Here is a 14,753-nt window from a genome sequence, read left to right as displayed (position 1 = left end):
TACTCCTTGAGCCTACCGTCGGCGTCGCATATGGTAGCTTCAATAATTGAAGGGAGTCAATATGGCCTGGTCGAATGTCGGCGACACGCTTTGCCCAATCGCAGGCGCGCTTGCGGTTGTCGGCGAAAGATGGACGATCCTCGTGCTGCGAGAGCTTTTCCTCGGCGGGCGAAGATTTGACGACCTGCAGATCCAGACGGGCATGTCGCCGCATCTGCTTTCGGTGAGACTGAAATCGCTGGAGCAAGAGGGCGTCATTGCTCGTAAACTCTACAGTGAACGGCCGGCGCGCTATGAGTATCGTCTGACCGAAAAAGGTCTCGGCCTCTACCCCGTGCTCTTGGGCCTCAAAACTTGGGGCGAGCGCTGGGTCCACAATATTGATGACGAACCCGCGTTAATAATAAGACACAAGGCCTGCGGCCATGAAGTGTCGCTCTCTGTGTCTTGCGATGGTTGCAGCCAGCCCATTGGCGCTCGGGATGCTGCGGTCACAATGGGATCGGGCTATGCTGCTGAGCGGGAGGGGAGGCGATCACCGACAGATTAACGGCTGCTTTTGCTGGACAGTCCGCAACCGGCCAAAAGCAGAACGTCGTTCATCGGCTTGTTGGCCTGGGACGCTACGCCAGTGTAACCGGAGAAGCCCCACAGGGCGACGCTGCTGTGTCCACGGGCGCGCTAGGCGGCTCTATGGCTTGTATTTCTTCGCTAGCCTACGCGAAGTCGATTTCCCCGTTGCAGTGTCGGGGCGACCTACGATATTCTGCTCTGCGATAAGAGTTGAGGCTCTTCTCATCGCTGCCCCGGAATACGGGGGAGTGCCGTCGGCAAACGTCGCGCAAAGCCAGAGTGCTTTGGCGTAGTCTTTCGTATGTCTGGAAAGAAATGGCTCCCCGGCGACTATAGTCACGAGGACCTGTGGTCGGAAGACATTGAAAAGCCTCAAAAACATGGGAGTACTCCAGCGAAGGTAGCTTTCAAGGCCGCCGAGACCTCGAAACCGGAGCCTCGTTTGTCATTGCGCGAGCGTGCGATTGAGTTGGCGAAACAGCGCGGAACGGTCCGGACAAAGGATTTGGAAGCGATCGGCATTCCCCGGCAATATCCTCTCATGATGTGCAACGAAGGGCTCCTCGTTCGCGTGCGCTACGGTGTCTATCGGGCTGCGACCGATCTCGCTTCCAACGTGACCAAGCCGGAAGAGGTTCGCGTTTCGCGGTGATGGAATTTTGCAAACCGTCCGATTTTTACTCCGAATGGCGGCTATTCGTTACCCAACGCGTTACTGCTCTACGCCTGCAAGCTTCCTGTTTCGCTCCCGTGTCCGAAGCCTGCCATCGACAATGCTGACGCGTTTTCTATTCTGCGGCGATGGAGTGGAAGTATCAGATCATCGACGGTCACGCCGTGCGCAGCGACATTGCCGTGACGAATATGACCTGCTCGATTATTATGGCCCGGCGCACAGGCGGCGGGGTGCCGAGGAATGGACCGTTGTTGCCGATCTCCCGGAAGTCGTAACGATCAGTCCTCAGATGCTCGATGTTCTCGAATTATGGTTCGGTGACATATTGGACGAACTGCTGATCGACGAATGCGCAAGCCGTGAGCATGGTGACCATGCTCACGGGGATTAAGAGTTACGCGCCGGATCTGTGATCGGATGAGCAGATACGGATATTCTGATCTGCCCAATCCTGCAGATCCGGAATGGAGTAGACGACGCGGCCGCCAAGTTTTCGATACCGCGGGCCGGTCCCATAGAGCCGGTGCTTCTCCATCGTCCGCGGTGACAGGGTGAGGAACCGAGCAGCCTCGGGTGTACGCAAATAGCGAAATGGTGGGGCTTTCGAAGTCATCATAAGCATCCTTCAGACAAGCGCCGGATTGGCGCGCCTGACTCAACTCACGTGCTCTCGGGATAAGCGCTGGTGACCGTTTTGCGCCTGAATTATGCCGCTCAGCCCCGCTTTGCACTTTCCTGAAACCCGCTATCCGTCGAGGCATGCGCTGACAGGAAAATTTCCGCTCATGTCAGGATCTGAATAGACAGCGTGTAACCACATTGACGCGAAGCGCCCCTAACCGGCCGAGTTCCACAAGGGGACTCGGACAATGCAACTCGCACATAAAAAGACTTACACTCTGACGCTGCTATCCTCTTTGACCGCGCTCGCATGGTCAATGCCCAGCATCGCTGCGGAACAGGATGCAACGCAAACGGCTGCTCCGGAAACGGAAGCAGAAGAGACGGCGCAATCTGACATCGTCGTGACGGGAAGCGCCCGCGCCCAGCGCCGGTTCGATGTATCCTATGCAGTGAACTCCCTTGGACAAGACGAAGTCCAGCGGATCGCGCCCAAGAATTTTGCCGATCTGCTCGGCACCGTTCCGGGTATCCAGGTCGAAGCGACCGGCGGCGAAGTGCAGAACATCACGCGCGTCCGCGGTATTCCTACCGATCGCGGATACCTGATCTTCCAGCAGGACGGACTGCCGCTCTATCATGAGATTGACGGCGTGTTTTTCAACTCCGGCGAAGGCATGAACCGCTTTGACCTGATGACCGAGCGCGTTGAAATCGTGCGCGGCGGTCCGGCGCCGATCTATGCCAGCAGCGCCGCAGCGATCGCCAATAACATCACCGTGTCGGGTGGACCCGATGCGCGTGGCAAAGCCCAGTTAACCTTGGGTGATACCGGCCTCTACCGGCTCGACGCGATGCAGTCGGGACCGATCGGCGAGCGCACCTATTTCGCCATTGGCGGCTTCCTGCGCCAGCATGACGGCTATCGCGACGGCGGCTTTCCCAGCGACAAGGGTGGTCAGATCCGCGCCAACCTGAAGCACGACCTCGACAATGGCTTCGTCAAGGTATCGATGCAATATACCAACGACCACAACATCTTCTACCTTCCGATTCCGGTCGCCGATCCGCGCAATCCCTCTCTCTCGCTCGATCCCTATATCGATTATCATAAGGGTACGCTGAACTCGCCGGCGCTGCGCAACGTCAACGTCAAATATCGCGATGGTGCTGGCGTTCTGCAGGGTTTGAACCGGGATCTTGCCGATGGCCGGCACATGCGCTTCTTCAACGTCGGCCTGCAATATGAAGGCGATTTCGATGATTGGCTGGTTTCGGTCAAGGGCGGATTCACCAAAGGCAAGAGCAGCTTCGACGCTTTCTATTCGACCACCAACCCGGTCAGCGCGAACACGTTTGCGGCAAGCTATCTGACTGCCGCTCGCACCGCTTTCGGGGCTGATGTGACGCGGCTCGGCTATGCCGTTGCCGGCACCAACGGCGCGACCGTTTATGATCCGGGCGCGGCTTCGGGCCTCATCATGTCCGGCCAGTATCGCGTTTCCGAATCGGACTTTTATTCGGGGCAGGCCGATCTCAGTGTTACCCGCAAGTTCGAGACCGGCTTGGGCACCCATGACGTGCGCGTAGGCGTTTATGGGGCGGCTTATGGCAATACGCTCTTGCAGGCCTATCAGGACATGCTGATCGAAGTGCAGAGCCAGCCTCGCACGATCGATCTTGTCGCCTATTCTGCGACGGGCGCCGTGCTCGGCTCGGTCACCCAGAACGGCGTGTTGCGATACACCACCACGCTGAACCAGGGCGAGGCCGATGCGAAGATGGTCGCCGTCTACGCCAATGATACTTGGGAAATTACCGACGGACTTCGGGTCGACGGCGGCATCCGCAAGGAATGGTATGACTATGAAGGCTTTGCGCTGTTGTCGACCGCCGCTGATCTGGGCGATACGACGACGCTGGCCGACAATGCCACCCGTGCTTTCAGCGGGGCCATCGTTTCGAACAAGCTCAAACCCTCGGCGACCAACTGGACGGTCGGCGTCAATTATGACTTCACGGACAATTTCGGCACTTACGGTCGCGTTTCGAACCTGGAAGTGCCGCCCCAGATGGGCGTGGTATCCAGCACCGCCCCTACAATCATCAAAACCAAGGCGCGGCAGTATGAACTGGGCGTCAAGGCCAGCTTCGGCCCGCACTACCTCTACGTCACCGGCTTTTACACCAAGTTCGATCCTTTCAACGCGACGTTCATCGCGTTCAACCCGGTGACCGGCCGCAACGACCAGCCCGTGCCGTTCATCGGCGAGGCTGTCGCAAAAGGTGTCGAGGTTGACGGCCGGATCAAGCCGGTGAGCTGGTTTGAACTGGCCGGTTCGGTCACTTGGGCCGACCCCCAATATCGCAATCTCGCGAACACGTCGGGCGCCGATCCGACCGCAGTGAACGGCAACCAGATCATCCGCGAGGCCAAGTTCTTCGGCAATGTGCGTCCGTCTGTCCGTTTCCCGGTCGGCGGAGGCGAAGTCGAGATCGCAGGACGTTACGAATGGGTGGGCCGCCGCTATGTCGACCTTTTCAACCTGACGGCGTTGCCCGCTTATCAAACGTTCGGCGCAAGCGCGTCGGCGAGCTTTGGCAACTGGCGCTTCCAGGTGGTTGGTGACAATCTAACCAACGCCAAGGGATTGACCGAGGGGAACCCGCGGACCGACCAGCTCGCCGGTCAGGGCGCGAGCGATGCGATCTATGGACGGCCTTTGTTCGGCCGCAGCTTCCGCTTTATCCTCAGCCGCAGCTGGTAAGGGTGCGCGCAATTCGCACCACAGCCTTGAGCATCTGCCTCGCCGTCGCCTCGTCCCTTCATCCGGGAATGGCGGCGGCGCAGGATCCCGCCGGCTACGCATCACCCTTTGCCGACACGCTGGCGACCCGTATTTTTCCGCTGTTCGCAATGATGCGAACGGCGCCAGGTTGGGCGCAGGCGCTGCGTGACGATCCCGTTCTGGTTGAACTTGCAGCCGCGCGCGCCGCGCGGGTGCCGGACAACACCTGTGTACCGTCTCCGCAATGTCTGGCCGATGCGTGGATATGGACCGAGGCGGACATCGCTCTGGTGCAGGCGCGGTTGCGGCTCATGATGAGCGATGAAAAGCGCGCCAAGGCGCTTGTGACGCGGCAAATGCGAGCTTCCGGGCGCTTCGCCGGCCATGCGGCACTGTCCGATGCGGATCTTGTCGCCACGGCCTGGGCCGAAACGGCGGCAGCGGTGAACCAGGTCATTGCCGTCTATGCCAAAGGGGTACCGCCGCGTTATCCCGTTATCGACTCCATCATCTTCAATATTGCCGACCCCAAGATGGCCGATGTGCTGAGTACGCACGGCGTCGCCACAGCCGCGCAGGCCAAGGCCGATGACCTTTTCTTCGACCCGTCGTTGCGTTACGCGGTTGGCCTGCTCCAGATGAACGAGCGTATCGAGGCGGGCAGCTACCGGCCGCTACTGGGCGGCGACAATGCCGACACGGCCCGGGCGGTCGCCAGGATGAACTGGCGCGCAAAGCCCTATACCGCGCTGCTGGTGTTCGGCCATGGGCCGGAAGACGTGCAATCGCGCACGGGCGTGATGGGGCATATCCGCATGGCAATTGCGGCCGATCTGTTCGCGCGCGGTTTCGCCCCTTTCATCATCGTATCAGGGGGCAATGTGCACCCCAACCGCACGCCGTTCAACGAAGCGGTGGAGATGAAGCGCCTGCTGGTCACGCAATATGGCATTCCGGCCGACCGCATCCTGATGGAGCCGCATGCGCGCCATACCACCACCAACCTGCGCAACTGCGCGCGACTTCTGCTCGCCGCCGGCTTTCCAGAGGATCGGCCGGCGCTGATCGTCTCTGACCATCGCACGATCCAGTATATCGGCGGCGAGGAACTGGCGCTTCGCAACCTGAAGGAAATGGGGGTGCAGCCGGGTCGTCTGACACCAGGCCCCGATCGCTTCACGCTGCGCTTCGTACCCGACCCGGTCGCGTTCCATGTCGAACCGGCCGATCCGCTCGATCCCTGACTTCCTGTTCGGAGCAAAGTCCGTGCGTCATTTCCTATTCGCTTTCGCCGCGGCCGCGTGCGCCGCCGTTCCTGTCCCCGCCCTCGGCTGGGGCGAACGCGCCCACGCAGCCATCGACAGGGCGGCCATCGCAGCGCTGCCCGCCGACGGTCCTGTATTCCTTCACAAATATACCGACTATATCGCGGCGTCTTCGACCATGCCCGACAGCTGGCGCAACGCCTCCGAGCCCTTTTCAAAGATCGAGGAAGATCCCAATCATGGATGGTTCAAGGAGCAGTTCGCTTTTTTGAGCCCCATCCCGCGCTCGCGCTACGAGTTTATCCTAGCCGTGCATGACGAGTATCTGCGGATCAAGGACCGCGATCCGGAGCAGGCCAAGCGGACCAACGTGCGCTGGACCGGCACGCTGCCCTATGCGGCAATGGAAAGCTATGGGCGCCTTGTCGTTTGCATGCGGCAGATTCGCGCTGCGCAAACAGCGGGTGCTGACGCCAGTGTGCCGGAACAGAACTGCGCCTATCAGGTTGCGCGCCTTGGGCATTATATCGGCGACGGTTCGCAACCGCTCCACGCTTCGGTCAACAGCGATGGATGGCTGGGCGCCAATCCGAAAAACTATACGACCGACCGAAGCATCCATGGCCGTTTTGAGAGCCAGTTCGTCGATGCGATCGCGCTGGAGCCAGAGAATCTCGCCGACCGGATCAGCGCGCCGGGCCGGCAGCGAGGCGATTTGTTCGAAGCTGTCCTCTCCTTCCTCGACGAGGCGGGGAGCCATATGGAAGCCGTCTACATCCTCGAGAAGAGGGATGGCTTTACCAATCCGGAGGATCGGGACGCGCGGGCCCTGGTCTACAGCCGGGCGGCAGCAGGCGCTGAGATGCTGCGGGACATGATCTACCGCGCATGGACCGAGAGCGCCGAACCGTCCGCTCAGGTGGTTCCGTCCCCGCTTGATCCTGCAAATCCTCGCTACAATCGGGCAACTGGTTCTGCGCCAAGTCATTGAGCGCGGTCAGCCTGTGCGCGTCATAGGAGCAATTGATGCTCTAGTACTATTGGCCGGTGTCAGGGTCGGATGGGTCGGGATGGCCTGAAGCTTCGCGGCTTGAACGGCGCACCGCAAAACGAACGCCCGTCTGGCGCAGCGACGCATAACCGGCGATGGGGCGGCCAGTCAGGGTTTGATCTTGAAGAGTTCCGCGGGCCGGAAGGCACTCCCTTCCTCTCGTTCGCCGGTTCCTTCGATCCAACCCTTGTCGAGCATGCGGCGGCGAAAGGCCGGCTTGTTGAGCGTTGTGCCGAGGATCGCTTCATGGACGTCCTGCAATGCGCGCAGCGTGAAAAGCGGCGGGAGCAGTGCGAAGGCGACGGGCGCATAATCTAGCTTGCCGCGCAGGCGCTGGATGGCGTGACCGACGATGGCTGTGTGGTCGAACGCGAGATCGGGGAGTGCGTCGATCGGTGCCAGCGAGAGGTCGTCGCGGCGGTCGAGCGCGGCGGTGAGATTGGTGGCAGGGAGTAGCGCGAAATAGGCGATGGTGACGATACGCATGCGCGGGTCGCGGGCCGGGTCGCCGAAGCTGTAGAGTTGTTCGAGCCACGCATGCGAAAGGCCCGCTTTGTCTGCGAGGATGCGTTGCGCCGCCGCATCGAGGCTTTCGGCGACACCCACGAAGCCACCAGGAAGCGCCCAGTCGCCTTCATGTGGCGCCTGGCTGCGGCGCTGGAACAGGACCGCCAGACGGCCGCAGTGCACTGTCATCAGCACGAGATCGACCGTCACGGCGAGCGGCGGAAAGTCGGCGGGATCACATTTGCCGGGCATGGCGACAACTTATATCTTGACTAGATATATGTCAAATGAATATAAGTATCGCATTGCCAGCGAATCAGCAGGCGGATCGCGCCGGGGAGGCCGGGGCGAATAACGGATCGAGGGAGTCTCGAGCGATGAAACAGACAGATTTCGGCGTCTTCATCGGACGCTTCCAGCCGCTGCATATCGGGCATGAACATGTCATCCGGCAGGCGCTGACGCAGGTCGAGCGGCTGATCGTCCTCGTTGGTTCGGCAAATGTCGCGCGCGACCCGCGCAATCCCTTCACCTTCGACGAGCGCGCTGCGATGCTGCGCGCCGCCTTCCGCCACGAGATGGCCGAGGAGCGACTGATCGTCGAGCCTCTGGACGACCATCTCTATTCGGACACCGCCTGGGTGACCGAAGTGCAGCGGCGCGTAAACCGCATCGTCCTCGACGTCGGCAATGGGCACGGCTTTGGCAGCCACGGGCTTGCGGACTTCAAGGTCGCGCTGACGGGATACGGCAAGGATGCATCCTCCTATTATCTCCGCCTGTTTCCCGAGTGGGACAATATCCAGATCGACAGCCAGTACGGGACTTTCAGTTCGACTGACGTGCGGCGGCGATATTTTCAGCGCATCCCCGAAGTGCCGGCGTCGATCCTGACGGTGGACGTCGCGGCATGGCTCGATGCGTTCAAGCTCGGCGAAACGTTCCGCACCCTGCTCGAAGAAAGCGAATATCTCGCCGCCTATCCGACGCAATGGGGCAAGGGGCCGTTCGTTACCGCCGATGCGGTGGTCGTCCAGTCGGGGCACATCCTGCTCGTGGAGCGTGGACGGCTGCCCGGTATGGGGCTGCTCGCACTGCCCGGCGGTTTCGTCGATGCCGGCGAGCGGATCCGCGACGCCGCTATCCGCGAACTGCGCGAGGAAACGGGGATCAGCGACGGCAAGGGGCAGATCCCGCCCGCGATGCTCGGCAGCTTCATCGAAGATCACCGCACGCGGGTGTTCGATGCGCCGAACCGCTCCTTGCGCGGTCGCGTTATCACCCACGCCTTCCTGTTTCGTCTGCCCGAGCGACGGAAATTGTTCGCGGTCAAGGGCGGCGACGATGCCGCGCACGCGCGCTGGTATCGTCTCGGCGACCTCGGCCCCGAAATGTTCTTCGAGGACCATTGGTCGATCATCGAGGAAATGGCCGACCTGTAATCCCGGCGGGGGAGCCCCGCCGACAAACAAGAATGTGAGGAGTTCACATCATGAAAAACCCGATCCTGGCGACCGATAGCTACAAGCAGAGCCATTTCCTGCAATATCCGCCCGAGGCGCGCGTGATCAGCGCCTATGTCGAGGCGCGGCCGAACCCCTTTTCCGACGAGCTGGTGTTCCTTGGCCTCCAGCCCTTGCTGGTTGATTATTTCAGCCAGCCGATCGCGGGCGCCGATATCGACGAGGCCGAGGCGATTTGTCTTGCGCACGGCGTGCCGTTCAACCGCGCCGCGTGGGAAGCGATCGTAACCGATCATGGCGGCTATCTGCCGCTCGAGATCAAGGCGCTGCCCGAAGGCGCGATCGTGCCCGCCGGCGTGCCGCTGGTGCAGGTTCAGAATACCGACCCGCGCATGCCCTGGCTCACGACCTTCATCGAGACGGCGATGCTGCGCGCGATCTGGTATCCGACGACGGTCGCGACGCTGAGCTGGAAGTGCAAGCAGGTGATCCGTGCCGGGCTGGAGAAGACGTCCGACGACGTCGAGGGGCAATTGCCTTTCAAGCTCCACGACTTCGGCGCGCGCGGTGTGTCCTCGGCAGAGAGCGCGGGGCTTGGCGGGCTGGCCCATCTCGTCAATTTCCAGGGCACCGACACGATGGAGGCGCTCGTCGCGGCGCGGCGTTACTATGGCGCCGACATGGCGGGCTTTTCCATCCCCGCCGCCGAGCACAGCACGATGACGAGCTGGGGCCGCGACCGCGAGGAAGCCGCCTATCGCAACATGCTCGATCGGTTCGAGGGCGAGGGGCGGATCGTTGCGGTCGTTTCCGACAGCTACGACCTCGATGTGGCGGTCGCCGACATCTGGGGCGGCAGCCTGCGCGAGAAGGTGCTGGCGCGGCAAGGCACGCTCGTCGTGCGGCCCGACAGCGGCGACCCGATCGAGACGCCGCTGCGCACGGTCAAGACATTGTGGGAGAAGTTCGGCGGCCATGTGAACGGCAAAGGCTATCGCGTGCTCGACCCGCATGTCCGCGTGATCCAGGGCGACGGGATGACGCTCGACAGCATCGGCAGGCTCGTCGCGCGAATGATCGAGGAGGGGTTTGCGATCGACAATATCGCCTTCGGTATGGGCGGCGGCATGCTCCAGCATGTGAACCGCGACACGCTGCGCTTCGCAATGAAGGCGAATGCGATGCAGGACGATTGCGGCGAATGGCGCGACGTGTTCAAGATGCCGAGCACCGACCCCGGCAAGGCGAGCAAGGCCGGGCGGCAGGCAGTGGTGATGCGCGAAGGGCGCATGGTCGCGGCGAGGCTCGATGCCGTGGCGGCAGGCGAGGATCTGCTGGTGCCGGTGTGGCGCAACGGCGAACTGCTGGTGCGGCACGACTTCGATGCGGTGCGTGCGCGGTCGGAGGGCCGATAACGGCTGGTCGATCTTTTACTGGATGTCGGTTTTTGGCGCCTTGGTCCCGAAAGCCGACAGTCCGTAGTCGGCCATTCGCCCGGGATGGTGGCAGGGCTGATGCAATCGAGCCGGATTGCCCATTTGGGAAGCGGTTCAGAGCCGGGCTTGCCGCGCCGGCTCTGAACACATCTTATCTTCAGAAGCCTTGGCTTACGCCGATGTAGAGCACCCGCCCGCGCGGGTCGTGGACGATGGGGTCGAAGCCCAGGTTGAGCTGTGCGACCGGCGGCTTTTTATCGGCGAGGTTGATCGCGCCCAGCGTCAGCTTGGTCGGCGCGCCCAGCAGACCTTCGAGCGTCAGATTATATTGCAGATCGAAGGTCGTCTGTGCCTTGATCGAGCGGTCGGTGATCCCCGAGCGATCATTGGTGTAGCCGCTCACATAATGGCCGAATGCTTGGAGCTGGTGGTTCTCGAGCGTCCAGCCAAGGCCAAACTCGACGCGATTGCGCGGCAGTGAACGGCCGAGGTTGTTGAAGTTGACGCTGCCCGCACCGTTGATCACGGGCCCGCCGGGCGACAGGCGGACGCGATAATTGCGGATATGCGTCCAGGCGGCATTGGCCTCGAACGCGCCGATCCCCGTGTCGAAGCGATAACGACCCGACACGTCGATGCCTTCGGTCTTGACCGAGGAGGCGTTGATGAAGTCGAGCTTGACGAGCTGGAGGTTGCCGAGCACGTCGCGTTTCACCTTGAGCTGCGCGGGCGTACCGACAAGACCCGCCGCGGTGTCCGCCCGAGCCTGATCGATAATCGGTTGCGGGTTCTCCTTCACGATCAGGTTCGAATAGTCGAAGCCATAGAAATCGACGTTGAACTCGAGCCCCTGAAGCGGCCGGAGCGTCGCGCCGATATTGTAGCTGTCGGACTTTTCGGGCTTCAGATCGGGATTGCCGAAGGTCTGGGTATTGGCGAAGACAAAGATGCCGCCATCGCTCACCGAAGGCTGGCCCGCCTGCACCGCGACCAACTGGTAGATCGAAGGCGCACGGAACGCCTTGCCATAGGAGGCGCGGAGCGACAGCGCATCGAAGGGGCGGAAGAGCAGCGCCGCCTTGGGACTGAAGTTGCCGAAGCTGTCGATATATTTCTCGTAGCGTCCCGAAAGCTGGAGCTCGAGAATCTCGCCGAACGGCACCTTGACCTCACCGAAGACCGACACGGTTTCCTGATTGCCCGAAAAGTCGGGTGCCTGGCCGAGCGTGATCAGTTCCCCCGCATTGACATCGGCGCCCCAGTCGTGGCGGAAATGGTTGCGGCGATATTGTGCGCCGACGGCCGCCGCGACGGTGCCGCCCGCCCAGTCGAAAACGTCGCCAGTGGTCACGCCCTCGATCGTGACAAGCGAGGCCTTGCCATGCAGGTCGGTCAGGCCGATGAGGCTGTCGATCAGCGCCTGGCTGTTCGCGGTGCCCGTGCCCAGCTGCGCCGAACCGAACGGGTTATAATATTGGCAGGGGCCGACGCCGGGCGTACCAGTAGCAGGATTGCAGCCCGTGCCGCCAAGGCCATTGAGCGCATTCTGGAGCGCTGTCGCCCGCGTGTCGGGCTTGTCATATTGCACATTCTGCTGGCTGTAGCCGGCATCAATGTTCCAGTTCCAGCCGAAGGCAAATTTGCCCTCGAGCCCCGCTGCCACGCGGAACGTGTCATATTTGAAGGTCGAGATCGACGAGCCATAGTTGCTGCCAAGCAGGCGGCCACGGAAGCGGACGGCTTGGCCGAACGGATTGTCGGGATGCGTGGCCGGAACCAGCGGCGATACGGTCAGGATCGGGAAGGAGGGCGATGCGCGCACCTTGGAGTAGGTGTTGGTATAGGCGGCCTCGAGGTTGAGCTTTACCGCATCGGTCAGATCCACCTCATAGGATCCGTAGAATTGTGCACGCCGCTCGGTGGGCAGCAGATCGAAGGATTCCGAGAAGTCATAGCGGCAGAAAGTGTCGGCCGGCGAATTGCGATAGCTGTCCGGAAATGCCGCATTGGTGCAATTGGGGTCGGGTGCGAAGCGGCCGAGGCTCGGGACGAAATAGGAGCCAGGTTGACCAAAGCTTGAAACCGAATGCCAGGACGGGCGCCCGAAGGTGCTGGCACGCGAAAAGCTGCGCTCATTGGTGCCAAGGCGGCTGCTCGAAAAATAGGATGCTGCGAGTATGAGGTCGCCGCCCGCAAGCTCAAGACCGGCGATGCCCTGAAGCGTCAACTGATGGGCGCCATCCATGCTGAGGTAGCGTCCAGAGATTTCGGGACGCTCGACACGGCTGCGCGTGATGAAGTTGACGACGCCTGCCACCGCGTCCGAGCCATAGGTTGCCGCGGCACCGTCCTTGACGACTTCGACGCGCTGGAGCGCGATTAGCGGGACGAGCGAGTTGATGTCGACAAAGGTGCTGCCATCGGTCGCGGCCACTGCGCTGAGTGTTTGCCGGCGGCCATTGAGCAGCACCAGCGTCGAGCCCAGTCCAAGATTGCGCAGGTTGAACTGCGCGGTGCCCGACGTCAGCGGCTGATTGAGCTGATCGACCTGCGCTTCGGAACCCGCATTGGCGGGAAGCGCGCGTACCAGTTCGGCGGGGTTGGCAATGCCGCGCGTGGCGATCTGGCCCGCATCGACGATATCGACCGGCGAGGGGATCGAAGACTGGCGGATCAACGAGCCGGTGACGACAATCTCGCCGCCTTCGTCGGGTGCGGCCGCCTCGGGGGCAGCTGCTTCCGTCACGGCGGCATCCTGTGCAAGCACTGGGGCGGCATGCACCAGCGCCAGCGCGCATCCGCACAAGGCGGCACGGCGCAGATTATCAATTCTCATATTATTTCTCCCTGTTGAAATTGGTCGAGATCGGCGGGGAAGGCGGACGCCCTTCCGCGAAACTCAGGAGGTCGTCATGTTGTGGACGACGAGTGCGCGGTATGGCGTGAGCCCCCAGCACGCGAGCATCAGGCTCAGCGGGCAGACGGCGCCCGCGATGACCGCGAGCGCGGCGCCAAGATTATTCCCTCCAAAGAACAGATGATCGATCAGCGGCACGATCGCGGCGCCGAGCGACAGGCCGATGAGATTGTTGGCGAGAAGGAAGAGCGCGGCATTGGTCGCACGCATCTTGTTGGGCGTCGTCAACTGTATCGCCGCAGTCGACGCGCCGAAAAAGCCGCTTTGCAGGAAGGTCGCGGGCGCGAAGAACAGGAGCATCGCGGGCAGGCTGTCCATCAGCGGTGCTGCGACCGCGGGTAGAACCACTGCACCCGACACGATTGCGACGACGCGCAGGTTTGCGTCGTGTCGGCCGCGGGCTGCCAGCCTTTCGGCGAGCAGTCCGCCGGTGATCGAGCCCGCGCTGCCGAGAAGGAGGTAGATCAGCCCGACATAATGCCCCGCTTCACCCGGCGAGAGGCCAAAGGAACGGATGAGCAGCGTCGGGTACCAACTCATCATACTATAGCCGAGAATGCCGAGCAGCGACGAGGTGAAGTAGATCGGCGCGAAGGCGCGCCAGTTGGATGTCACATAGCGCAGCACCGTGGCGAGCGTCGGGCGATCGGGCCCGAGATCGGGCGCCAGCACCGCGCCGCGGCGGCGCGGCTCGGTGACCAGCATGACAAGCGGCGCGATCAGTAATCCAGGCAGCGCCACGATCAGAAAGGCGAGCTGCCAGGATTTGAGCGTACCGAGCAGCGGCAGCGTGGTCGCTCCACTGCGCGCGACCAGATCGATGACGCTTCCGCCGATCATGAACGCCGCCCCCCCGCCCAGCGTGATGCCAAGCGAATAGATCGCCATCGCCCGCGCGAGCCTGGCGGGAGGAAAGGCGTCGCTCAGAAAGGAATGCGCGGTCGGCGACAGGGCTGCCTCGCCAAGACCAACCCCCATGCGTGCGAGAAACAAGGTCGTATAGCTTCCGGCAAAGCCGCACAGCCCGGTGGCGACGCTCCAGAACGCCACGCCCAAGGCGATGATGCGCTTCCGAACCAGGCGATCGGCGAGCATCCCGATCGGCACCCCCAGCATGGCATAGAGCAGCGCAAAGGCTGCGCCCTGGAGCAGCCCGATCTGTAGATCGCTGATCCCCAGATCGCGGCGGATCGGATCGACCATCAGGCTCAGTATCTGGCGATCAACGAAGGACAGGACATAAGCGAGAAGGAACACCGCAAGCGCGAAATGCGCCTGTGCTCCCGTCAATGACGTGCCCGCGTCGTTACGCTGTTCGTGCATATGCCCCCCTGATTCCCGGGCATCGATGGTCCCGGGCCTCGCATTCCAGCGATCATTTAATGGGGCCGATGCGCCGCCCGGCATCATCCGGCCATTACCATTTGGGGGCCGCAGCTCAGTGTCGCGGCCATG

11 protein-coding genes are annotated in these 14,753 nt (G+C 62.1%); 8 read left to right on the top strand and 3 right to left on the bottom strand.

The window, feature by feature from the left end; genetic code table 11:
• Positions 1–61: 61 nt before the first annotated feature.
• The 6 genes from FG91_RS14940 to FG91_RS14920 all read left to right on the top strand — a co-directional run bounded on the left by FG91_RS14940 (position 62) and on the right by FG91_RS14920 (position 6,915).
• Positions 62–550 carry a winged helix-turn-helix transcriptional regulator gene (locus FG91_RS14940; RefSeq protein ID WP_037516358.1) on the top strand — a complete coding sequence of 163 codons (489 nt, stop codon included), beginning with the start codon at positions 62–64 and terminating at the stop codon, positions 548–550.
• A 324-nt stretch (positions 551–874) separates the two neighbouring features.
• A complete protein-coding gene (locus tag FG91_RS21515; protein WP_037516356.1) occupies positions 875–1,225 on the top strand; it encodes a type IV toxin-antitoxin system AbiEi family antitoxin domain-containing protein in 351 nt (116 codons plus the stop codon).
• 121 nt (positions 1,226–1,346) lie between these two features.
• Entirely contained in the window at positions 1,347–1,640 is a 294-nt protein-coding gene (locus FG91_RS21825) for a hypothetical protein (RefSeq protein WP_200878470.1), read from the top strand.
• A 547-nt stretch (positions 1,641–2,187) separates the two neighbouring features.
• On the top strand, positions 2,188–4,638 hold the full coding sequence (locus tag FG91_RS14930) for a TonB-dependent receptor (RefSeq protein ID WP_200878469.1): 2,451 nt from the start codon (positions 2,188–2,190) through the stop codon (positions 4,636–4,638).
• Positions 4,639–4,664: 26 nt separating this feature from the next.
• A complete protein-coding gene (locus FG91_RS14925; protein ID WP_235212059.1) occupies positions 4,665–5,903 on the top strand; it encodes a YdcF family protein in 1,239 nt (412 codons plus the stop codon).
• Positions 5,872–6,915: a nuclease gene (locus FG91_RS14920; RefSeq protein WP_235212058.1), complete on the top strand. Its 1,044-nt coding sequence runs from the start codon at positions 5,872–5,874 to the stop codon at positions 6,913–6,915. Before FG91_RS14925 ends, FG91_RS14920 begins: the two co-directional genes overlap by 32 nt.
• A gap of 168 nt (positions 6,916–7,083) precedes the next feature.
• On the opposite strand, the gene FG91_RS14915 is transcribed toward FG91_RS14920, so the two are convergent.
• Positions 7,084–7,692 (bottom strand): NUDIX hydrolase, encoded by a 609-nt coding sequence (locus tag FG91_RS14915; protein WP_235212057.1) that lies wholly within the window; start codon positions 7,690–7,692, stop codon positions 7,084–7,086.
• Between the two features lie 167 nt (positions 7,693–7,859).
• Between FG91_RS14915 and FG91_RS14910 the strand changes: the two genes are divergently transcribed.
• Both FG91_RS14910 and FG91_RS14905 read left to right on the top strand, forming a co-directional pair.
• Positions 7,860–8,924: a bifunctional nicotinamide-nucleotide adenylyltransferase/Nudix hydroxylase gene (locus FG91_RS14910; RefSeq protein WP_037516352.1), complete on the top strand. Its 1,065-nt coding sequence runs from the start codon at positions 7,860–7,862 to the stop codon at positions 8,922–8,924.
• Between the two features lie 50 nt (positions 8,925–8,974).
• Positions 8,975–10,360, top strand: coding sequence for a nicotinate phosphoribosyltransferase (locus tag FG91_RS14905; RefSeq protein ID WP_037516351.1), 1,386 nt, complete (start codon positions 8,975–8,977; stop codon positions 10,358–10,360).
• 178 nt (positions 10,361–10,538) lie between these two features.
• On the opposite strand, the gene FG91_RS14900 is transcribed toward FG91_RS14905, so the two are convergent.
• Positions 10,539–13,217: a TonB-dependent receptor gene (locus FG91_RS14900; protein ID WP_081940619.1), complete on the bottom strand. Its 2,679-nt coding sequence runs from the start codon at positions 13,215–13,217 to the stop codon at positions 10,539–10,541.
• Between the two features lie 63 nt (positions 13,218–13,280).
• The gene (locus FG91_RS14895; protein ID WP_052187650.1) at positions 13,281–14,621 is read right to left on the bottom strand and encodes a spinster family MFS transporter; all 1,341 of its coding nucleotides are present in this window, start codon (positions 14,619–14,621) and stop codon (positions 13,281–13,283) included.
• Positions 14,622–14,753 lie beyond the last annotated feature (132 nt).

Origin of the sequence: Sphingopyxis sp. LC81, assembly GCF_000756375.1 — a bacterium.
In the GTDB taxonomy this organism is placed as follows: domain Bacteria; phylum Pseudomonadota; class Alphaproteobacteria; order Sphingomonadales; family Sphingomonadaceae; genus Sphingopyxis.
This window is presented reverse-complemented; position numbering and strand designations above follow the sequence as displayed.

Coding starts and splice junctions, on each gene's coding strand:
- FG91_RS14940 (WP_037516358.1), top strand. CDS start 62: ATGGCCTGGTCGAATGTCGGCGACACGCTTTGCCCAATCGCAGGCGCG.
- FG91_RS21515 (WP_037516356.1), top strand. CDS start 875: ATGTCTGGAAAGAAATGGCTCCCCGGCGACTATAGTCACGAGGACCTG.
- FG91_RS21825 (WP_200878470.1), top strand. CDS start 1,347: ATGCTGACGCGTTTTCTATTCTGCGGCGATGGAGTGGAAGTATCAGAT.
- FG91_RS14930 (WP_200878469.1), top strand. CDS start 2,188: ATGCCCAGCATCGCTGCGGAACAGGATGCAACGCAAACGGCTGCTCCG.
- FG91_RS14920 (WP_235212058.1), top strand. CDS start 5,872: ATGTCGAACCGGCCGATCCGCTCGATCCCTGACTTCCTGTTCGGAGCA.
- FG91_RS14910 (WP_037516352.1), top strand. CDS start 7,860: ATGAAACAGACAGATTTCGGCGTCTTCATCGGACGCTTCCAGCCGCTG.
- FG91_RS14905 (WP_037516351.1), top strand. CDS start 8,975: ATGAAAAACCCGATCCTGGCGACCGATAGCTACAAGCAGAGCCATTTC.
- FG91_RS14900 (WP_081940619.1), bottom strand. CDS start 13,217: ATGAGAATTGATAATCTGCGCCGTGCCGCCTTGTGCGGATGCGCGCTG.
- FG91_RS14895 (WP_052187650.1), bottom strand. CDS start 14,621: ATGCACGAACAGCGTAACGACGCGGGCACGTCATTGACGGGAGCACAG.